Source organism: Haemophilus sp. oral taxon 036, from assembly GCF_002998595.1.
GTDB classification, from domain to species: Bacteria; Pseudomonadota; Gammaproteobacteria; order Enterobacterales; family Pasteurellaceae; genus Haemophilus; species Haemophilus haemolyticus_K.
On record NZ_CP027235.1, the window covers coordinates 807,258 to 829,478 of the forward strand.

Consider the following 22,221-nt stretch of genomic DNA (forward strand, 5'->3'; position numbering starts at 1 on the left):
CATATTTTTTATTTTATTTTGAGTGAAATATAATCATGAATCATCGATTTGACAGCACGTGGTATCCTTGATACACAACAGAGTAATCGAATTCATTTCTCTCTTAATAGCTAAAAGAGTCTAGAATTTATAAGATATTTGAATATTTAGTTAGGGCAAACAAAAGTGCGGTGAAAATTCACCGCACTTTTAAGAGGTATGTTTAGTAAGATACTACCAGCTATAATGATAAATCGCTTGAATTGCATAAGGTTTGTCAAAGTTTTTACCGTCAGCACGGCTTACTTCTAAACCAAAGCGATGATTGGCAAATCCAGCATTTAAACCGACCGCACTTTCAAAACGTCCACGGCTGCTTGCGACATCAAGCGCACTGTTTGTGTAATGAATTTTGCTGCTACGGTTTTTGCTAGTAATCGCATTCACTTCTGCATAAGGCTGTAAATTCCAACCATTACTTAATGCAAAGCCTTTGGCTACACGTAAACCAATTCGAGAATACACAGAAAATAAGCTATCTTCATTCTCTTGTGATGAAATATGTGTCCACGCTAATTGTGCTTGCGGTGTGATTGTCCAATCGTTTGCAAGACTAAAGCGTTTACCTAATTCACTCGAAATCGTATAAGCATTGTAATGACGTTTTTCAGTGTGATCTGAATTAGCGTGTAAACGGCTGTATTTCATGATGTTATCTACATAAATACCGTCATCTGCAAGGTAAGCTGCATATAAGCCCACGCTATTGCTTCTTACTTTGCCATCACCGTAATAACCATTAAAATCAACGTTAGCTTGGCTGCGGCCAACAAATCCACCAACACGGAGGTTATAAGTTACAGCAGCATCAGCGCCCACTTGTACGCGATGTACGTTTTGTTTAAAGCCAGAAGTTTCACTGTCACCAGTCGAAAGTGCGGCTAATTTTTGGCGAGAATTCACATTACGAACCCATACATTACCTTTTTCACCGTTTTTCACTTCACCTAGACGCTGATGAATGCCGCTTAAATCATCTTCCACTAAAAGCAATTGTGCTTGGCGAAGAGAAACTTGTGCATTCGCTAAGTCTGAGAGTAATGGTGTACTTGGTAGAACTGGAGCTGCCACAGGATTGCTTGGCGTCACCACAGGATTGCTTGGCGTCACCACAGGATTGCTTGGAGTTACCACAGGGTTGCTTGGAGTTACCACTGGGTTGCTTGGAGTTACCATTGGATTACTTGGCGTCACCACTGGATTGCTTGGACTCACTACAGGGTTACTTGGGGTAACGGGTGCAACAGGAGGAGTTGGAGTAACCACATTTTTAGAGTTAGCTAATACCCAATTATTTCCTTCTTTTGTTAGGAAGTATTGGTAAGCACCTAAATCTACACGATTGTTGGCATTGGTTAAGCTAAATGCTGCATTACCACCATTGGTTTCTACAAGTGTCACTTTTCCGTTAGCAACATTTGCCCCTTGGTTAGTTACACCAATTTTATGATTACCTTCAGCAGTGCCTTTAACAACGATTTTATCGCTTTTGTTTTCAGCAATATTAGTATTGAGGTTAAATGTGCTGGAACCAGTGAGGTTATCTTTAATAGTTAATGTTTTATACTCAGAAGTCGGGGTAAATGTGATTTCAGAATTGTTTGCATATAAATTATTCAATGAGCTTGATTTATTGAAGCTCCATTGGCTATTAGACATAGACAAATTAATTTCATTTTTTACGGGCCAATCTGGATTTTCAAGAATTGCGCCAGTTAGTTTGGAGTTTTTACTTGCAGTAAGGTTTAGATGATAGACTCCAGCTGGTGTAGAATTAGATGCATCATCCTCATCTTCTGCTTCAAGAGGGAAGTTTTTATCATTAAGCGAGATTAATGCTTGAGTAGCATTTAATGTTGTATTTTCTAAATTAATTTTAACTAACTGCTCATCGCCCAATGGGAATGCGAGTAAACCATAACCTGCGTTACTTTCCGAATTTGTTAGTGTTATTGTTTGCGATCCGCTATCTGATGTGGTGAATAAGCCACTTTTATTGTTAAGGGTTACATTTAAACCATTAGCTATAATCGTCTGAAGCGCATTCTCTTCATCTGTACCAATGTCAAAAGCAAATTGCATATCTTGATTTCCAGTAATTTGTACATTACTGATATTTGCTATATCTTCTGCACCATATAATGCGTAGGCAATATCACCCTTTCCATTCATCTTGATACTATGATTGGATGAATTGATAACAGAGGTCTTTTGAGATTCAATTGCGCTAGAACCATCGTTATTTATTTCAATATCAGCTTCTGTATTAATTTTGCCACCACGAGATTCAATCGCTGAGTTGCCACTTGAATCACCATAAGCATCAGTTATATTGTGAATTTGTGCGTAATTTTTCTCAACAATGAGTTTTGAGCCTTTTTCTAAAGTAGCAACTGCCCCCGATATATCTAAAAGTGAACTTGAAGGGTAGTCTTCTTTAAGTGTGGCATTTACACCAGATTTAATAGTAAGTTGATTATTTCTATCAGTAAGGTCAAAAATACCAAATAGTGAATCACTAGAGGCTAGTGGTTGTCCTCCATGCGTGCTAGTTCCGATATCAGTTTTAGCGATATTTTGGTAGTTTCCTGGTGTAATAGTTACATTAATTGCATCACTAATTGATGTTTGTTGGTTTTTGTTGAAAGTCCAATTAGGTGATGCACCCCAAGAATACTGACATCCTGTTGAGTTTGAGCAAGTTAGATCTGTTGCCCATGCCGAATTAACTAATCCTAACGCCACAGCCACCAAACTCACTTTAAAAGTGCGGTTAAAAATTTTATTATTTTTCATATGAATTCCTTTGGATTATAAAAAAAGCCAACTTATTGAATAAGTTGGCTTGAATTTTACTGGTTTAATAATTAACCCGCAACTGCGATACGTTTCATATCGGTCATATAACCACGTAATTCTTGACCGATTAATTCAACAGGATGGTTACGAATTGCATCGTTTACATCGCGCAAGGTGATGTTATCGATTTCCGCTGCTGGAGTAGGCTCGCCCAAGTCACCTTTTTGAAGGTTAGGGATAATTTCTTTTGCAAGAATTGGGGTCGCTACGTTAGAGAATAAGTAGTTACCATATTCTGCAGTATCTGAAATTACCACGTTCATTTCATATAAGCGTTTACGCGCGATGGTGTTCGCAATTAATGGTAATTCGTGAAGTGATTCGTAGTAAGCTGATTCTTCATAAATACCGCTTGCAACCATCGCTTCAAAAGCTAATTCCACGCCAGCTTTTACCATTGCGATCATTAATACGCCGTTATCAAAGTATTCTTGTTCACTAATTTTGCCATCATATTTTGGTGCATTTTCAAAGGCGGTTTTACCTGTAGCTTCACGCCATGCGAATAAGTCTTTATCGCCATTTGCCCAGTCAGCCATCATTGTTGCGGAGAAGTGGCCGCTAATAATGTCATCCATGTGTTTGTAATATAAGAAACCAAGGCTTTCTTTGATTTGTTCAGCAAGTTCAAATGCACGTAATTTTGCGCTGTTTGATAGGCGATCCATCATTAATGTGATACCGCCTTGTTTTAACGCTTCGGTAATCGTTTCCCAACCGTATTGGATTAATTTACCTGCGTATGCTGGATCTTTACCGTCTGCCACTAATTTGTCATAACATACGATAGAACCTGCTTGTAACATACCGCAAAGGATAGTTTGCTCACCCATTAAGTCAGATTTTACTTCTGCCACGAAGGAAGATTCTAAAACACCCGCTTTATGACCGCCAGTTGCAGCAGCCCATGCTTTTGCGATCGCCATGCCTTCGCCTTTCGGGTCATTTTCAGGGTGAACTGCGATTAATGTTGGCACACCGAAACCACGTTTGTATTCTTCACGTACTTCAGTACCTGGACATTTTGGTGCAACCATCACAACCGTAATGTCTTTACGGATTTCTTCGCCAACTTCAACAATGTTGAAACCGTGTGAATAACCAAATGCAGAGTCTTTTTTCATTAAAGGCATCACATCGGCAACCACTTTAGAGTGTTGTTTGTCTGGCGTTAAGTTTACGACTAAATCTGCAGTTGGGATTAATTCTTCATAAGTACCTACTTTAAAACCATTTTCAGTTGCACGTTGGAATGATGCACGTTTTTCAGCAATTGCTTCAGGACGTAAGGCATAGCTAATATCTAAGCCAGAATCACGCATATTCAAACCTTGGTTTAAACCTTGCGCACCACAGCCCACGATAACGATTTTTTTGCCTTTTAAGAAGTTTGCTTCATCTGCAAATTCTTCGCGATCCATAAAACGACAACGACCTAATTGGTCTAATTTTTGACGTAAATTTAATGTGTTGAAATAGTTAGCCATTTTTTGTCCTTAATTGTGTAAGGTGAATAATTGTATGATGTTGTGTTTGCATATTTTTTGTTGTGGGTTGGATTATAAAGTTTTTTGTGGTTGCGTAAAGTGATATTATAGGAATGTAATGTTGCGATTTTTGCAATTATCAGGAGCCGAAATAGAGATTAGGCCTTTATTAATCAATTTCTTCGTTTTTAGTAGTGCCAAATCTCCCCTACCCCTCTTTGCTAAAGAGGGAGTAGTTCTTTGCAAAACACAAAGACGGACGTTTTATCTTTACAGTAATTAACATCAAATATGCTAATGGGTGTGATGAATAATCTAACTGAATCAGTTATAACTCATTAACTAAAGTTTTTTATGTTGAAGAAACATTTGATTCTTTGCTTGATTTTTACGGTAATCCAAATGAAATATATAAATAAGTAATTATGATATAAAAATATAAATGAGCCAGTTTCTAGTAATTGACTAAAGAATTCCCCTCTTAAGCAAAGAGGGGTAGGGGAGATTTGGCACTACTAAAAACGAAGAAATTAATTTTTACTATAGATAAAAAAGTTATGGAATTTAACGACCTACAAATATTCATTCACCTTACTGACACAAAAAACTTCGCCAAAACCGCCACCCAACACCACATGTCCCCCTCTACGCTTTCCCGTCAAATTCAACGGTTGGAAGACGAGTTAGGGAAAACACTTTTTATTCGTGATAACCGTCAAGTTAAACTCACTGAATATGGCGAGAAGTTTTTGCAATTTGCTAAAACAGAATGGCAAAGCTGGCAACAATTTAAACAACAGCTCAAAGATGAATCTGATGAACTTTGCGGTGAAATTAAACTTTTTTGCTCTGTAACCGCATCTTATAGCCATCTTCCGCACGTACTTAAAGAATTTCGCCAACGTTATCCTAAAGTGGAAATTCAGCTGACGACGGGTGATCCGGCGCTTGCATTAGAGTTGATTCAAACACAACAAGTTGATCTCGCTATTGCGGGTAAGCCTAATAATCTGCCATCCAGTGTGGTATTTCATAAAATTGATGATATTAGCTTGTCTTTAATTGCACCGCGTGTGGCTTGTTTGGCAACACAATTACTGCAAGAAAAACCCATTAATTGGCAGCAAATGCCTTTTATTTTCCCTGTTGAAGGGCATGCTCGGCAACGGATTGAACAATGGCTGAGGGAGAAACATATTAAACATCCGAAAATTTATGCTACCGTTGCAGGGCATGAAGGGATTGTTCCAATGGTTGGATTGGGATTCGGATTAGCTATGTTGCCTGATGTAGTCATTGACAATAGTCCAATGAATAATCAAATTTCCAGACTTAATCTTGATAAGCCTGTTGAGCCTTTTGAATTGGTTATTTGTACCCAAAAAAGGAATCTCGAACAGCCCTTAATCCGTGCATTTTGGGCGATGTTAGAATAGAATGATTAGCTGTTTAGAATAAGGATTTCTTATGTTTAAAGGTGTTCTCGTTTCATTACTTGCCTCATTTCTATTTGGCTATATGTATTATTTTTCTACGCTGTTGAAACCTTTGAGTGGCACGGATATTTTCGGTTATCGGATGATTTTTACGTTTCCCTTTGTTGTCCTTTCCGTGTTTATGTTTAAGCAGAAAAATGCGTTGATTCATCGCTTAAAACTCATTAAAAAACAACCGCACTTGGCATTGCCCTATCTATTTTGCGGCTTATTAATGGGTTTTCAAATGTGGCTTTTTCTTTGGGCGCCGAATAATGACAGTTCATTGAGTGTGTCTTTTGGTTATTTACTTTTGCCTATTGTGATGGTGGCGGCAGGTCGCTTAATTTTTAAAGAACGTATTTCAACATTCAAATTTATTGCAGTCGTGATTGCCGCATTGGGGGTGATTTCTAATATCGTGCTAAAAGGAGGGCTTTCTTGGGAAGCCATTGTGATTTGTGTTGGCTATACCACCTATTTTTCCGTTCGAAAAGCATTAAAAAATAGTGATCTAGCCTCTTTTTGTTTAGAGATGTTGAGCCTAATCCCAATTAGCATTTATTTTGCTTTGCAAACAGATTTCGCAGTGGTTGAACAAAGTAATCCTAATATTTGGGGACTTCTTGTATTGCTTGGATTAATTAGTGGCACTGCATTGATAGCTTATGTCATTGCCAGCAACATGTTACCGATGAATTTGCTTGGCTTACTTGGTTATGTGGAAACCATAATGATGGTTTTCGTGTCGTTTTTTATCGGTGAACAAATTGACGCCGAAAGTTACCCTCTTTTTATTTGTTTAGTGCTCGCTATGATTCTTGTTGTGATTGATGGTTTGTACAAACAGCACGCAAAAGGAAGTTTATAAATGTCATTTAAAGAAATTACGCCACAACAAGCGTGGGAAATGGTTCAGCAAGGGGCAGTGTTAGCCGATATTCGCGATGATGCCCGCTTTACCTACTCGCATCCTAAAGGTGCTTTTCATTTAACGAACCAAAGTTTTTTACAATTCGAAGAATTAGTAGATTTTGACTCCCCCATTATTGTGAGTTGCTATCATGGAGTAAGTAGTAAAAATGTGGCGACCTTTCTAGTGGAACAAGGCTATGAAAATGTGTTTAGTATTATTGGTGGATTTGATGGCTGGTGTCGAGCAGAATTACCTATTGAAACCGCTTATTAATGTTTACCCACATTCAAGCATAAAAATTATGACAAGAAATGATAAATAGCATTGATCATCTTTTACATATCCGTAGACTATAGCCACTAATGTGCAACGATAATACCTAGTAGCATTTAAGCATGAATAAAAAACCTCTAAAACTCACCGCACTTTTTCTTTTTTTTCCTAGCCTAGCTGCTTTAGCTGAACAAACGGTGGATATTGAAATTCAAGGTATCCGTGGATTTCGTGCTATTCGTAATACCGATCTTAATGTTCAACTCATCAATAAAGAAGAAATGGATGGCTCAGAACGTTATCAACACCTAGTAAGTAAAGCCGTAGATCGCGGCTTGCGGGTATTCGGCTATTATGAATCTTCCGTGCGTTTTGAACGAAAACAGCGTCAAGGCAAACGTGATTTATTGATTGCTCATGTTACACCTGGCGAGCCAACAAAAATTGCGGGCACTGATGTGCAAATTGAAGGGGAAGCCGCACAAGATGAAAATTTTGATGCGTTACGTAAAAACTTGCCAAAAGAAGGCGTTTTGGTTGAACATCAAACTTACGATGATTACAAAACAGCGATCTCACGTTTAGCATTAAATCGTGGATATTTTGATGGGGAATTTAAGATTTCACGTTTAGAAATCAGCCCTGAAACCCACCAAGCATGGTGGCGAATGTTATTTGATAGCGGTGTTCGTTATCATTATGGCAATATTACTTTTAGTCATTCACAAATTCGGGATGATTACTTAAATAATATTCTTAATATTAAATCTGGTGATCCGTATTTAATGAATAACTTATCGGATTTAACCAGCGATTTTTCATCTTCAAATTGGTTTAGTTCAGTATTAGTTCAACCTAATGTTAATCATAAAAACAAAACTGTGGATGTGGAGATTATTCTTTATCCACGTAAAAAAATGCGATGGAACTCGGTGTGGGCTTTGCAACTGATGGTGGCGTGCACACCCAAATTGGTTGGACAAAACCTTGGATTAATAGCCGTGGACATAGTTTCCGAACTAATCTTTATCTCTCTGCCCCAAAACAAACTTTAGAGGCAACTTATCGAATGCCTCTACTTAAAAATCCATTAAATTATTACTATGATTACTCTGTCGGTTGGGAAGGTGAAAAAGAGAATGATACCAATACGAGAGCGCTTACATTGTCCGCGTTACGTTATTGGAACAACGCGCATGGCTGGCAATATTTTGGCGGACTTCGTGCGCGATACGACAGTTTTACACAAGCCGATATAACCGATAAAACTTTCCTCCTTTATCCAACGGTCGGATTTACTCGCACCCGATTACGTGGCGGTTCTTTTGCAACTTGGGGCGACGTACAAAAAATCACGTTTGATGTGGGTAACAAAGTTTGGTTATCGGAAGCGTCTTTCGTAAAAGTGCAAGCCTCTAGTGCATGGATTCGTACTTATGCGGAAAATCACCGTATCGTTGCTCGTGCTGAAGTTGGGTATTTACATACAAAGGATATTGAAAAAATTCCGCCCGCACTTCGTTTCTTTGCTGGTGGCGATCGCAGTGTGCGCGGTTACGGCTATAAAAAAATTGCGCCTAAAAATAAAAACGGAAAATTGGTTGGTGGCTCGCGATTACTTGCGGGTTCTTTAGAATATCAATATCAAGTTTATCCGAATTGGTGGGCGGCGACCTTCGCAGATAGCGGATTAGCAGCTAATGATTACACGACTAAAGAATTGCGTTATGGCGCAGGCGTTGGTGTCCGTTGGGCATCACCAGTGGGCGCAATTAAATTTGATATTGCCACCCCGATTCGTGATAAAGATAACAGCAAAAATATTCAATTTTACATCGGACTTGGTACAGAAATTTAAGGTGAATTTATGACAGAACAAATACAACCATCAGAAACTTCACCAAAATCACCTGAGCAACCTAACAAAAAACATTGGGTACGCAAGGCTGTTTGTATCGGAAGTGCGGTCATTTTGGTGCCCGTTTTAGGTGTTGCAGGGGCACTTTCTTTCGATGCGGGGCAAAGAGGTTTAATTCAACTTGCCGATAAAATGCTTGATAGTTTTTCCGTCGAGCAAATTGAAGGCGGACTACAAAATGGCTTGGTACTAAATAATGTTCGTTATCAAACCGCTGGGATTGATACTCATATTGCACAAGCGCGTTTACAGCTTGATTTCGGTTGTTTGCTTTCACGTGAGGTTTGTTTACGTGATTTCACCTTAAATAAACCGACGATTGCGATTAATACAGCATTACTGCCTCCATCTACGCCTGATGATTCAAAATCTGGCCCAATGAAACGCATTTCCTTGCCAATTAGTATCAATGCAGAAAATTTGGCAGTGCAAGATTTATCTGTAAATATTGATCAGACTAATCTTACTCTCAGTCATTTTAAAAGTGCGGTAAGTTTAAATAATGAAAAAGGCTTCACTATTGCGCCGACTGAAATTAACGATATTTCAGTTATTTCAAAAAAATTGCCCGAAGTTAAACCTGAGCCGCAAGCCGAACAGCCGAATAAGCCTGTAGATTGGGATGCGATTGAGCAATCTTTAACGCCTGCTTTTTTAGGCAATGTATCAGAAATAATTCTTCCTTTTGATTTACACATCCCCGCAATTAAAGGCCAAAACTGGCATTATCAAGCGGTGAATGAAAAAGGTGAAACACTTCAATCTATTGAAATCCCAAGCCTGATTGCACAGGCGGATACCGTCGATAACCAACTGCAATTACAAAAATTAGCGGTAGAAAGCTCGTTGGGTAATCTTTATTCACAAGGTAAATTACAACTTGATGGCGATATGCCACTAGATTTAACTTTAAAATCCCATTTGGAGCCGTTGAAATCCTCTGGAAAAGAAATTCTGCCAGCGAGTGATATCGATCTTACGCTTTCGGGATCATTGAAAAAATCCACCGCACTTTCTTTGAAAACAAAAGGCATATTAGATGCTGAACTGAATGGCGAAGTGCAATTAGCACAAGACAAAATGCCCTTAAACCTCACATTAAATGTAGCAAAAGGACAATACGCTTTTGTAAACACAATGGCGCCACTTAAAATTAATGATGTGACGCTTAAGCTCACAGGGGATTTACTGAATTATCACGCTGAACTTAAGGGGGGTGTAGATGGAATGAATTATATTCCCGCATCTCAAGTGGACCTTAATGCCGATGGCAAACTTTATGAAGTAACCGTAAATAAATTGGGGATAGCTTCGTTAGACGGTAAAAGTGAATTTGTGGGGGCTGCAAACTGGAAAGAGGGGGCAAACTGGGATGTACAAGCCGATTTAGAAAAAATGAATATCGGTTTTTATGTACCTGTAATGCCTGCAACACTATCTGGCAAATTACATTCGCGTGGTTTTGCTGGCTCTCAAGGCTGGCAAGTGGAACTGCCAGTAGCTGATTTAAATGGAACACTGTCTTCAAAACCCATTAGTTTAAAAGGCTCTGCAATACTTAATCAAAATGTACTTCTAACAGTACCTGATTTGCAGGTTGGATATGGTGAAAATCATCTTAACGCAAGAGGGGTATTAGATGACCATTCTGATTTTGTATTAGATGTTGATGCACCGAATTTGCGTGGTTTATGGTCTGATTTAAGCGGTAATGTGAAAGGGCATGCGGCTATTTCTGGTCAGTTCACCAATCCAAACCTTGATCTTGATTTAGTCTCGTCTAATTTACACTTGCAAGGTTTCCAATTATCTAAAGCGAGCGCGAAAGGGAATATCAAAAGCGATCCTTTAGCTAAAGGACAATTCAATATTAAGGCTGAGCAACTTCATTATGGTGAAAGTGTTAAACTCCGTTTACTTGATCTTGCCTTATCTGGTGATGAACAAAATCATCTGTTAACGCTTAAATCCCAAGGTGAACCCGTCGCCGCTAATTTACAAATTACTGGCCATTTTGACCGCACTTTAGAACAATGGAAGGGTGCCATTTCACAGGTAAAATTCCATACCCCTATTGGTGAGATAAAAACAAATCAATCCGTTGCAATAACTTACGATAATAAACAAATACAAACCGATATAAGCGCACATTGCTGGCTGAATTCAGATATTGATTTATGTTTTCCACAAAATTTTCATGCGGGAAAACAAGGAAATATTCCTTTCCAATTTAAACGTATTAATTTAAATTTAGTTAACAAGCTAATTGAACAAGAAAATCTACAAGGTCAATTACAGGCTCAAGGTAATCTAGCATGGTTTAGTGACAAACCCTTTCAATTTAATGTCAAAATCGATGGCAATCATTTAGCATTCGCTCATAAACTTGATTACCGTACTTTCAAACTGGATATTCCTAAAGCCACTCTAAATGCAGATATTCAGAATAACAATTTAGTACTAAAAACAGATATGAACGTGCATAACCAAGGCCGTCTTATCGGTAATATTTCTCTAAATGATCTTAGCAAAAATCGTCAACTTGGTGGCAATATTACAGTTGAGCGATTAAATTTAGCAATCGCAAATCAATTACTGAGTAATGGCGAATCCGTGAATGGCGAAATCGTATCAAAGCTCACTCTTGGCGGTCATTTAGAAAATCCCTTATTAAACGGTGATTTTACTCTCCACAATATACGAACCCAATTAAAGTCGGCCCCAGTCAATATTACTAATGGTGACATAGCCTTACATTTTAATGGTAATCGCTCTACTTTACAGGGGAAAATTGAAACTACAGATAGTCGATTAAACTTAACAGGTCATGCTAACTGGGCAAATCTTGAACGTTGGACAACAGAAATTAACGCTCAAGCCGATAACTTTAACGTTGATATTCCATCGATGGCAAAATTACGCGTAAGTCCAAATATTACAGTAAAAGCTACCCCACAAGAATTAGATCTAAGTGGTACTGTCGATATACCTTGGGCTCGTATAAGAATTGATAGCCTACCAGATACTGCGGAGCCTGTAAGTGAAGATGAGGTCATTCTAAACGGCCCAAATAAGAGCAAAGAAGAACTCATTAAACGTGAGTTTGCTGCAAAAACAAAATCAGGGATGGATATTCGCTCTAATTTACGAATTAATATCGGAAAAGATGTGCATTTAGATGCTTACGGACTAAAAACCAATCTTGATGGCTTACTTTCAGTAAAACAAGAAAAAGGTCGATTAGGGCTATTCGGGCAAATTAACTTAAATAAAGGACGCTATGCCTCTTTCGGACAAGATCTATTAATTAGAAAAGGACAAATTAGTTTTTCTGGGCAACCTTCTCAACCTATGTTAAATATTGAAGCAATCCGTAATCCTGAGGCCATGGAAGACAGCAAAGTCACGGCAGGCGTAAAAGTAATTGGTGTTGCAGATAGCCCAGAGGTCACCATTTTTAGTGAACCAAGTAAATCACAAGATCAAGCGCTTTCCTATTTGTTAACAGGACGTTCTCTTGAAAATAGTGGTGAAGCCGGTTCCAGTGGTTCAGTTGGTGCAGCATTACTCGGCTTAGGATTATCCAAGAGCGGTAAATTAGTTGGCAGTATTGGCGAAGCCTTCGGTATCCAAGATCTCAATCTTGGCACATCGGGGATAGGAGATAAATCTAAAGTTACAATAAGTGGAAATTTAACAAACCGCCTACAAATAAAATACGGCGTAGGATTATTTGATGGACTCGCTGAAGTAACCCTACGTTATCGGTTAATGCCACAACTTTATTTTCAATCTGTTTCCAGCACCAATCAGGTTTTTGATTTACTTTATCAATTTGAATTTTAGGAATTTTATGAATAACGCAATATTACCCTCACAACATCGTGGTAATGTCCGTGAAATTGCAGCAATTGATCTTGGCTCAAACAGCTTTCATATGATTATTGCACGTATTGTGAATGGTTCTATTCAAGTCCTTTCTCGCTTAAAACAAAAAGTGAGACTAGCAGAAGGATTAGATGAAAATGCCGTACTCAATCAAGAAGCAATTACTCGAGGAATAAACTGTTTGGCATTATTTGCAGAACGTTTACAAGGTTTTCCGATGGAAAATGTTAACGTCGTCGGTACCTATACATTAAGACGCGCAGTCAATAATGATGAATTCTTACGTCAGGCGGCCCGCGTTTTCCCATATCCAATAAATATTATCAGTGGGCAAACAGAAGCCAAAACAATCTATGCCGGCGTATGTCATACCCAGCCAGAAAAAGGCCGTAAACTGGTAATTGATATCGGTGGTGGCTCAACAGAAATGATCATAGGTGATGACTTTACCCCGCTTATTGCAGAAAGTCGCCATATGGGTTGTGTCAGCTTTGCCACTCAATTTTTCAAAGATGGAATTATTTCAGTAGAAAATTTCCAACGAGCCCGTCAAAGTGCGGTAAATAAAATCGAAGATTTAGGTTTTGAATATCGTAAACTTGGCTGGCAATCTGTACTGGGCTCCTCAGGAACCATCAAAACTGTTTCTCAGGTTATTTCCTCAACTATCGATCCTAATGGTATTATCACCACAGAACGATTAAATACCCTTATCGCTCAAACGCTACGAGCTAATCATTTCACTTCACTGAATATCAATGGCTTAAATTCTGATCGCGTAGATGTGTTTGTACCCGGACTGGCTATTTTAAGTGCTGTATTTGAGGTATTAAATATTCAACAGATGCGTTATTCTGATGGGGCACTACGTGAAGGTGTTATCTATAGCTTAGAAAAAAACTTTCAAGTTGCTGACATTCGTGCACGCACAGCTTGGGGATTAAGTGAACAATTTAATATAGATCAAGCACAGGCTCACCGTGTTGCTGACAGTGCAAACTTATTAAGTGCTCAATATCAACATTGGCAATCTCAAGCATATATTGAAGAAATGCGAGAAATCCTGCTTTGGGCTGCTCGCCTGCATGAAGTGGGTATTGTCATCAATCACAAAAGTTTGCAAAAACATTCTGCTTATATTTTACAAAATATCGAACTACCTGGTTTTGACCGTGAACAGCAACGTTTACTCACCACCCTCGTTAATTGGCATATTGGTCACCTCAAGCCAAACGAATTTCTTCGCTCTTCTCGTTATCATGAACAAGATATCATCACGCTTATACGCATTCTCCGTCTTGCGGTAATTTTCAATAAATCACGTCAAGCCACGGAAAATCTAAAAACATTCACCTTTCAAACTCAACGAGCTGACAATAATTGGCTCTTAACGCTTGAAGAAGGTTACTTAGAACGAAACCCATTAATATGGAATGAATTAAGAATTGAAAGCAATCTTCTAAAAGATTTAGAAATGGGACTAATCTTTAATTAATCCTGTCTTACTAACTATATAAAGTAAGCTTTTTTGATTTTATCTCAAAAGCTTATTTTTTATCTTCACTATTCCCAGTGGCTCGATATAAATGCAAAAAAGTGCGATGAAAACTCACCGCACTTTTCTCTTACTTGTCTCTTAGACTATTTCGCTACATCTATTATTTGATGATTTTCGCTACAACGCCCGCACCAACTGTACGACCACCTTCACGGATTGCGAAACGTAAACCTTGGTCCATCGCGATTGGGTGGATTAAGCTTACTGTCATCTTGATGTTATCGCCTGGCATTACCATTTCCACGCCTTCTGGTAATTCGATAGTACCAGTTACGTCAGTTGTACGGAAATAGAATTGTGGACGGTAACCTTTGAAGAATGGAGTATGACGACCACCTTCATCTTTTGATAATACGTACACTTCTGATTCGAAGTCAGTGTGTGGCGTGATTGAACCTGGTTTCGCTAATACTTGACCACGTTCGATTTCTTCACGTTTTGTACCACGTAATAATGCACCGATGTTTTCACCTGCACGACCTTCGTCAAGTAATTTACGGAACATTTCAACACCCGTTACAGTAGTTTTCGCTGTTGGTTTGATACCTACGATTTCTACTTCATCACCAGTACGGATGATACCACGTTCTACACGACCTGTTACTACTGTACCACGACCTGAGATTGAGAACACGTCTTCGATTGGAAGAAGGAACGGTTGGTCAATCGCACGCTCTGGCTCTGGGATGTAAGTATCTAAATGGTTTGCTAACTCAAGGATTTTTTCTTCCCATTCTGCTACGCCATTTAATGCTTGTAATGCAGAACCACGTACGATTGGTGTATCGTCACCTGGGAAGTCATATTGAGATAGAAGTTCACGAACTTCCATTTCCACTAATTCTAATAACTCTTCATCATCTACCATGTCGCATTTGTTTAAGAATACGATGATGTATGGAACACCTACTTGGCGACCTAATAAGATGTGCTCACGAGTTTGTGGCATTGGACCATCAGTTGCTGCTACTACTAAGATAGCACCATCCATTTGTGCCGCACCAGTAATCATGTTTTTTACATAGTCAGCGTGTCCCGGACAGTCAACGTGTGCGTAGTGACGAGTTGCTGTATCATACTCAACGTGTGAAGTGTTGATGGTGATACCACGCGCTTTTTCTTCTGGCGCGTTATCGATTTGGTCAAATGCGCGAGCTGCACCACCGTAGTGTTTAGATAATACGGTTGTGATTGCTGCTGTTAAAGTTGTTTTACCGTGGTCAACGTGGCCGATTGTACCCACGTTTACGTGCGGTTTTGTACGTTCAAATTTTTCTTTAGACATTTAAAGAGTCCCTCTAAATAGACACGGTTATCGATGGGTAAATTAAACCACATTAACCAATAAAATTGTTTGCTATAATTGAAGGAAGAGAGAAATGAAGGATGGTGCTGATAGGCGGATTTGAACCGCCGACCTCACCCTTACCAAGGGTGCGCTCTACCAACTGAGCTATATCAGCGTTTGGAGCGGGCAGCGGGAATCGAACCCGCATCATTAGCTTGGAAGGCTAAGGTAATAGCCATTATACGATGCCCGCAAGTCCTAAATTCGTCTGTCCCATCAGGATTCATCTAAAAGATGGTGGAGGGAGAAGGATTCGAACCTTCGAAGGCTGAGCCAACAGATTTACAGTCTGCCCCCTTTGGCCGCTCGGGAACCCCTCCACGCTAAATGAATACTTGATACGAAGGAATGGTGCCGACTATCGGAATCGAACTGATGACCTACTGATTACAAGTCAGTTGCTCTACCTACTGAGCTAAGTCGGCGTGTCGTAAGCAAGTGAGGCGTATTATATGGAAAAAACTTTTCCTGACAAGTGTTTTTTCTAAAAAATTTATTTTTTTTGCCTATTCGTTTAAATCACAAGCAAAAATGTGATTTTTTAATCAGAAATCATGAAGTATGCTGAAAAATCAATGCGAAATTTCATCTTATAGAGTATATTTTCTCGCATTTATTTCACGATAAAATCACTACATCATGGAATTTTCAAATCAATTAACCCCGTTTTTAAGCTTCAATCGCGCACAATGGGCTGAATTACGTAAATCCGTTCCGTTAAAACTCACAGAGCAAGATCTTAAGCCTCTCCTAGGTTTTAACGAAGAACTTTCACTGGATGAAGTCAGTACAATTTATTTACCCCTGACGCGCTTAATTAATTATTACATCGATGAAAATTTACGTCGCCAAACAGTATTACATCGATTTCTCGGCAGAAACAATACTAAAATTCCCTATATTATCAGTATTGCTGGCAGTGTGGCTGTAGGGAAAAGCACATCCGCACGGATATTACAGTCGCTTCTTTCCCATTGGCCAACAGAGCGAAAAGTTGAACTCATCACTACTGATGGCTTTCTCTATCCACTTGAGAAACTCAAGCAAAATAATCTGTTACAAAAGAAAGGGTTTCCCATTTCCTATGACACGCCCAAACTCATTCGCTTTCTTGCTGATGTCAAATCGGGTAAAAGAAACGTTTACGCGCCAATTTATTCTCACCTGACATACGACATTATTCCCAATAAATTTGATGTTGTCGATCAACCGGATATTCTTATTTTAGAAGGATTAAATGTGCTACAAACAGGCAACAATAAAGCAAATCAAACCTTCGTGTCTGACTTTGTTGATTTCTCCATCTATGTTGATGCAGAAGAACATTTATTAAAAGAATGGTATATCAAACGATTTTTAAAATTCCGTGAAAGTGCCTTTACTGATCCTAATTCTTATTTCAAGCACTATGCGAAGTTATCAAAAGAAGAAGCCATTGCCACAGCAAGCAAAATTTGGGATGAAATTAATGGATTAAATCTTAATCAGAACATATTGCCAACACGAGAACGCGCCAATTTAATTCTAAAAAAAGGGGAAAATCACGAAGTGGAATTGGTGAAGCTAAGAAAATAAAAAAGTGCGGTGAATTTTCACCGCACTTTTGGGATTTATTCATGATGGGAAAATCCCATCATAAACGATTACGCTATTACCATTGGTAACCTACGCCCACTCCGGCACCGACATCACCACTGGTGTTTGCGTTACCTTGAAGTTTTAAGATCACCTTGCCATTGTCGCTTGCACGAGAATAGCCCACAGCTACCGCATTTTGGCCTTTGAAGGTACCAGCCGAAGCCGCAACCATTGATTTACCTGGTGTGTAAACCTGTGGTAATGCTGCTGCTGCATTTGCGCCAGCGATACCAGCACGAGCTTCTTTGCCATATTTATTGACTTTTCTGTCTAGGCGGTTAAGTTCACCTGCATGATTGTTAATAACCTGACTAAGATTATTAACTTTGCCTTCAACGCGATTAATATTCTGTGCATTTTTATTCACTTGAACATTAGTTGCGTGTAATTGACTACCATTTACTGCATCCGTTGAGGTTTCAGACACAACACCCGCTGCAACGTTTTGAATTTGAGCTTCGTTGCCTTTGCTACCTAAAGATACCACTCGAGTCGCTGCTGTTGGTGCTCCCGCAACATTTACTGAAGGCTCAACACTATAATTACCCGTATGTGCTTTACCCGCTTTTGCGCCAGATCCAATTGCAACAGAGCCTTTAGGGGCATCAGCCTCAACTTTCGCTTCTTCTCCATCAGCGTTTGTTTTGAAGTACTTATTCCCTACAGTAATAGTCGTTTTACCGCCATTTTGAGGAGCAGTTGTATTAACAGTTATACCTGTATTTTCTTCTGCTTTATACTCTGCAGCATTAGATAAATCTAATTTACTTGTATCAACATCCACAGAAACCGTTGTGGTATCCACGCCGTTAGCATCACGTTTAGTTACTGCTCTAATCGTAGTACCTTTACCATTTACAAAGTTAACCACATCATTAGGCGTTACTTTTTCAGATTTTGTCGGATTAGTTTCATCTTTGTTTGCAGCGTTTTCTACGGTTGTTTTACCGTTTTGTTGAACAAAGAAGCCTGATTTATTCACTGTTTGATCAAGTTGGTCTTTATTCACAGCTTGATCAGGATTTTCTGCCCAACCAACGTTATTTAATTGAACGCCCTCTTTACCTTTCACAATCGAATCTTTATTCTCAGGTTTTGCTGCATCATAACCTTTTGGTGTAGCTTTTACTTCACCTGTCTTAGGATCTGTTGTGTAAGTATAAACATCCTTATTTTTATATGGTTTAGTAGCGTCTGACTTGCCATCAGCTAAAGTTGCCCCTGTTTTCACAGGTGTTTGAGCTTCAGGTAATTTATCGCCGGTCGGTTTCAGCGTGCCGTTTTCATTAACATCGGCTGCTTTATACCACTTACCATCATTTGCTTGCGTTAAATTATCACCAGCTGCATTTTTCACATTTGCGTAATTAATAGGCAAATCAGTGTCAAATTTCACCACGGTTGTGGTTTGTTTTTCACCTTTGTCATTGATTGCGTCAACGGTCGCAGTTTTCACGGTGATACCTTTGCCATCGGCAAAACGAACTTCATCATTCGGATTAACTTTTTCATCCTTATCTTCGAATTTGTTGTTTGCAAGGGCATCTTTCGCTTTACCTACTGTCCAACCTGATTCTTGGATTGCTTTGTAAACGGTATTGCCGTTAACAAAGTTGTCACCTTTATCTACTGCTACTGTTTCCGTTGGTTTTTTGGTATTAGTCACATTACCGTTATCATCTACAGTATAGTCAGAAGGTTGTGCATTCGGTTTCTCTTTTCCTGTTTTCGGATCGATACTGTCTTTGTCGTAAAGCTTGCCGTCGACATTGACGTAAGTCTTATCGCCGATTTTATATTCGCCCGCTTTAACCACATCGCTCTTTTCCAACTCGATGTTGATGTTGCGGATGCCGGTCTCATCGTCGGTGTTACCCGTTACTTTAATACCGTTTTTGCCGTTGAAGCGAACTTGGCGTGCATTGGTTACGTTATCGGCATAATCGTTACCATTAGCAGAAACCACCCAGCCCATTTTATTCGCATCGGCAACGGTTAGGGCATTGCTGCCTTTGGAACCTTCCAAATTAGCCAAGCCTGTAGCTGCTTTTTCATACGGGTCTTTTTTGGCTTTTTCTGCTGGAGTTTTTGTCTCATCTGGTTTTTTAGGTACACCATTTTCAACGTTATCTTGAGCATAGTATTTATCCCCGATTTTAACTAACGGGTTGCCTTCTTCGTCGAAGTCGTAAGTATTCGCGCCCGGTGCCACGTTGGTCAAGGTTACGTTATCGCCAGCTTTGCCCGTTGCTTTGTTGGTTGGGTTGTTCATTGAAGCGATAACATTGGTTACAGCCGGACTGGACGGCTCGCCGTTTGCATCAAAAGTCGTACCTTCAGGGTAATATTGGTTGCCATATTTCACGACTTTATTGCCGTCTGCATCGGTATAAACCACAGGGAAGGCATCACGCAAGCCGGAAGCGACTGCATAAAGTTGCGAACCGTTAATCGCATCGGTTGAGGTTGAAGAAATCTCGCCCGCTGCAACGTGTTTGATTTGGCGTTCGCCGTAAACTTTTTTGCCATTTTCTTCTTTAGTTGCTGAACCAACAGAAACAAAACGGCCTTTTAAATCATTGTCAATCGTTTCTACTGTGCCATCTTTGCTAGTTCCACCAAAGTTTCCTTCAAAACCAGCATAAACAAGACCATTTACATTGGCAGAGTTAACTTTTTTCACTGTCGGTGTTCCATCGCTGCTTGCACCAAGCACTACAGCATTGTTATAACCTGGTCTTACCTCCACATGATTGCCCAGTACATAGGCATTTTGTGAATAAATTTTGTTATCCACACCAAATGCACCAGAGTTACCGCTATAAACAATATTTCTAGCCCCTAAGGCAATCGCGTTTTTTGCAGCAGCTTCAGAAGATGCGCCGATTGCGATGGCATCTTGTTTACCATCTTTGTATTTCTGATTTTCAGTGAAAGCCTTCTCTGCTTTCTCAAATACTGTCTTCCCAGTTTTTTGGGCTTCAGTAGCTTTATCTAAAGCAGTTTTCGCATCTTCTACCTTTGTAATTTTTTCTGCTAAGTTTTTTGCTAATGTTACAAGATGGGCTAGTTTTTCGTTTTTCTCACCAACTCCAGTTTCTCCTATACCAGCAATCTTTTTGATAAGTTCTTTATTAGCAATAGCAAGCTCAACACTTGAATCGCTAGGCTCTTTGGTTAATTTTTCTGTAAATTTAGTTAATTCACTATATTTAATGCCCGCATTAGCATCATTGAAGGCTTTTTCAAATTCTGCCCCGAGTCTTTGTAAAGAGCCATCATTTCCATATTTATGGGCGAATATTTTTAGATTAGTAGCATAGGTTGAAACAGCAGTTTTTTCTGCCTCGTAAGACGTTTTCTTATCAGATTGTGTTTTCTTCAAATTATGATAAGTATTATAGGCTGTACGATAAGTATTATAAGCTGTTTCTAAAGCATCCGCACTTTCTTTGGTTAAACCAGCGCTTGCATTATAACCTAATGCAATAGTTTGTACCCCAATAGCTCGGGCGTGTGTGCCAAATGCAGCTGAATTATTCTTAATAGCTATCGCGCCGAACCCATTCTGTTCTGAAGAACCTATAGCTAAAGCCTGATTACCATAACTGACGGCATTTCTACCCATTGATGTACTACGGATAGCACCAGCAAATGAATTAGCACCAAACGCATATGAATCTGTTGTGGCACCATGTGCATTTTCCCCAATAGCTATAGCTCTTTCTCCACCTCGTGGTACATCACGCACATTATGCCATTCTCCCGTCCAACCAGTGCTCGCTCCTTGACCTAAAGCAACAGAGGACTGACCACCTGTATAAGTATTTGAGCCAATAGCAGTACTTCCCTCACCATTAGCAAATGACTGGTTACCTATTGCAGATGAGTTCTTGGCTCCAGATTTTGTATAACGACCAACAGCTAATGATTCTGAGCCAATAGAAGATGCCCCTGGACCAATGGCTACAGAAGCCAGTTTAAGGTTGTTAGCAAAGCCATGTTTAGTTAGAGCAATTGCATTAGACCCAATTGCAATCGAATCCCCTACGTTGGTTTTAGCATTCAAACCAATAGCAATACTATTATTCCAATCTGCGCTTGCATTTTTTCCTATTGCAACAGTATTTTCACCACTTTGATAGTTGGCAGCGGCTTGCTGATTGCGCACACTACTTGCGTCTTGACCGATAACAATAGAGTTTGGTCCCGTTGCCAGGGCTCGTGTACCGATTGCCATGGCATCGTTAACAGATGTGGTTACAATTGTGCCATCGGGTTTCGGTTCAACTCGTGCTTGAGTACCGATAGCAATACCATTTGCGTTACGTAAACCATTTTGAGCTTTAAGAACAACTGCTCTTGAACCAATAGCAACAGAATTATTGGTTTCTGACTCAGCTTCTCTTCCAACAGCAATAGCATTTTCTCCAGATGCATTGGCTACAGTTGAAGCATCCCCACTATTCGATATTGAGATTAAACCTCCTGCAGCTTGTTGCGCAGCATATACTCCAGTAGAAAAAAGTGCGGTAGAAATTGCTACTAGTTTTACTGATTTTGATTTGCCTTTGGCTGACGCCAATTCACCTACAGCAGTCCAAGTTTGGGTGGCATGATTCCAAATTACTTTGAAAATGTTGTTCATTTAGTTTTTCTCCTAAAATTGAATAGATAAATGTCAGTCCATTGCTCGACTTGTGAAAAATAATAGATAAACAACTAAATATTATCTATACCTTGTTTAAATTGTCGCCGGCATTTTACAGGCTATCAAATTAAATAGAAAGTATCTTTACCAAACTTTACAAAGGTTTACATT

At 39.4% G+C, this 22,221-nt stretch carries 10 protein-coding genes, 4 tRNA genes and 1 pseudogene; 7 read left to right on the forward strand and 8 right to left on the reverse strand.

What is annotated here, in order from left to right; all coding sequences use genetic code 11:
- Positions 1-213: 213 nt before the first annotated feature.
- Both C3V42_RS03960 and ilvC read right to left on the reverse strand, forming a co-directional pair.
- Positions 214-2,835, reverse strand: a complete 2,622-nt coding sequence (locus C3V42_RS03960) for an autotransporter outer membrane beta-barrel domain-containing protein (RefSeq protein WP_106013760.1) — start codon at positions 2,833-2,835, stop codon at positions 214-216.
- A 71-nt stretch (positions 2,836-2,906) separates the two neighbouring features.
- On the reverse strand, positions 2,907-4,385 hold the full coding sequence (gene ilvC, locus C3V42_RS03965) for a ketol-acid reductoisomerase (RefSeq protein ID WP_065249283.1): 1,479 nt from the start codon (positions 4,383-4,385) through the stop codon (positions 2,907-2,909).
- A gap of 557 nt (positions 4,386-4,942) precedes the next feature.
- Here ilvC and ilvY point away from each other — a divergent pair.
- The 6 genes and pseudogenes from ilvY (at position 4,943) to ppx (ending at position 14,350) form a co-directional block, all read left to right on the forward strand.
- Entirely contained in the window at positions 4,943-5,821 is an 879-nt protein-coding gene (gene ilvY, locus C3V42_RS03970; protein ID WP_106013761.1) for an HTH-type transcriptional activator IlvY, read from the forward strand.
- A 31-nt stretch (positions 5,822-5,852) separates the two neighbouring features.
- A complete protein-coding gene (gene rarD / locus C3V42_RS03975; RefSeq protein WP_106013762.1) occupies positions 5,853-6,731 on the forward strand; it encodes an EamA family transporter RarD in 879 nt (292 codons plus the stop codon).
- Positions 6,732-7,049 carry a thiosulfate sulfurtransferase GlpE gene (glpE, locus tag C3V42_RS03980; protein WP_106013763.1) on the forward strand — a complete coding sequence of 106 codons (318 nt, stop codon included), beginning with the start codon at positions 6,732-6,734 and terminating at the stop codon, positions 7,047-7,049.
- A gap of 122 nt (positions 7,050-7,171) precedes the next feature.
- A pseudogene (locus C3V42_RS03985) lies at positions 7,172-8,907 on the forward strand (autotransporter assembly complex family protein).
- Positions 8,908-8,916: 9 nt separating this feature from the next.
- Positions 8,917-12,813 (forward strand): translocation/assembly module TamB domain-containing protein, encoded by a 3,897-nt coding sequence (locus C3V42_RS03990; protein ID WP_106013764.1) that lies wholly within the window; start codon positions 8,917-8,919, stop codon positions 12,811-12,813.
- 7 nt (positions 12,814-12,820) lie between these two features.
- Entirely contained in the window at positions 12,821-14,350 is a 1,530-nt protein-coding gene (ppx, locus tag C3V42_RS03995; protein ID WP_106013765.1) for an exopolyphosphatase, read from the forward strand.
- A gap of 163 nt (positions 14,351-14,513) precedes the next feature.
- Here ppx and tuf read toward each other — a convergent pair whose 3' ends face one another.
- From tuf to C3V42_RS04020, 5 genes are all read right to left on the reverse strand, one after another.
- A complete protein-coding gene (gene tuf / locus C3V42_RS04000; protein ID WP_005636071.1) occupies positions 14,514-15,698 on the reverse strand; it encodes an elongation factor Tu in 1,185 nt (394 codons plus the stop codon).
- A 102-nt stretch (positions 15,699-15,800) separates the two neighbouring features.
- Positions 15,801-15,876: transfer RNA gene (locus C3V42_RS04005), tRNA-Thr, on the reverse strand.
- Positions 15,877-15,879: 3 nt separating this feature from the next.
- Positions 15,880-15,954 (reverse strand) — tRNA-Gly (locus C3V42_RS04010).
- A gap of 42 nt (positions 15,955-15,996) precedes the next feature.
- Positions 15,997-16,081: transfer RNA gene (locus C3V42_RS04015), tRNA-Tyr, on the reverse strand.
- A 29-nt stretch (positions 16,082-16,110) separates the two neighbouring features.
- Positions 16,111-16,186 (reverse strand) — tRNA-Thr (locus tag C3V42_RS04020).
- Between the two features lie 214 nt (positions 16,187-16,400).
- Between C3V42_RS04020 and coaA the strand changes: the two genes are divergently transcribed.
- Complete coding sequence (gene coaA, locus C3V42_RS04025) at positions 16,401-17,336, forward strand: type I pantothenate kinase (protein ID WP_106013766.1); 936 nt, start codon at positions 16,401-16,403, stop codon at positions 17,334-17,336.
- Positions 17,337-17,412: 76 nt separating this feature from the next.
- Here the strand turns inward: coaA and C3V42_RS04030 are convergent, their stop codons facing one another.
- The gene (locus tag C3V42_RS04030; RefSeq protein ID WP_106013767.1) at positions 17,413-22,047 is read right to left on the reverse strand and encodes a YadA-like family protein; all 4,635 of its coding nucleotides are present in this window, start codon (positions 22,045-22,047) and stop codon (positions 17,413-17,415) included.
- Positions 22,048-22,221: the final 174 nt, after the last annotated feature.

Coding starts and splice junctions, on each gene's coding strand:
- C3V42_RS03960 (WP_106013760.1), bottom strand. CDS start 2,835: ATGAAAAATAATAAAATTTTTAACCGCACTTTTAAAGTGAGTTTGGTG.
- ilvC (WP_065249283.1), bottom strand. CDS start 4,385: ATGGCTAACTATTTCAACACATTAAATTTACGTCAAAAATTAGACCAA.
- ilvY (WP_106013761.1), top strand. CDS start 4,943: ATGGAATTTAACGACCTACAAATATTCATTCACCTTACTGACACAAAA.
- rarD (WP_106013762.1), top strand. CDS start 5,853: ATGTTTAAAGGTGTTCTCGTTTCATTACTTGCCTCATTTCTATTTGGC.
- glpE (WP_106013763.1), top strand. CDS start 6,732: ATGTCATTTAAAGAAATTACGCCACAACAAGCGTGGGAAATGGTTCAG.
- C3V42_RS03990 (WP_106013764.1), top strand. CDS start 8,917: ATGACAGAACAAATACAACCATCAGAAACTTCACCAAAATCACCTGAG.
- ppx (WP_106013765.1), top strand. CDS start 12,821: ATGAATAACGCAATATTACCCTCACAACATCGTGGTAATGTCCGTGAA.
- tuf (WP_005636071.1), bottom strand. CDS start 15,698: ATGTCTAAAGAAAAATTTGAACGTACAAAACCGCACGTAAACGTGGGT.
- coaA (WP_106013766.1), top strand. CDS start 16,401: ATGGAATTTTCAAATCAATTAACCCCGTTTTTAAGCTTCAATCGCGCA.
- C3V42_RS04030 (WP_106013767.1), bottom strand. CDS start 22,047: ATGAACAACATTTTCAAAGTAATTTGGAATCATGCCACCCAAACTTGG.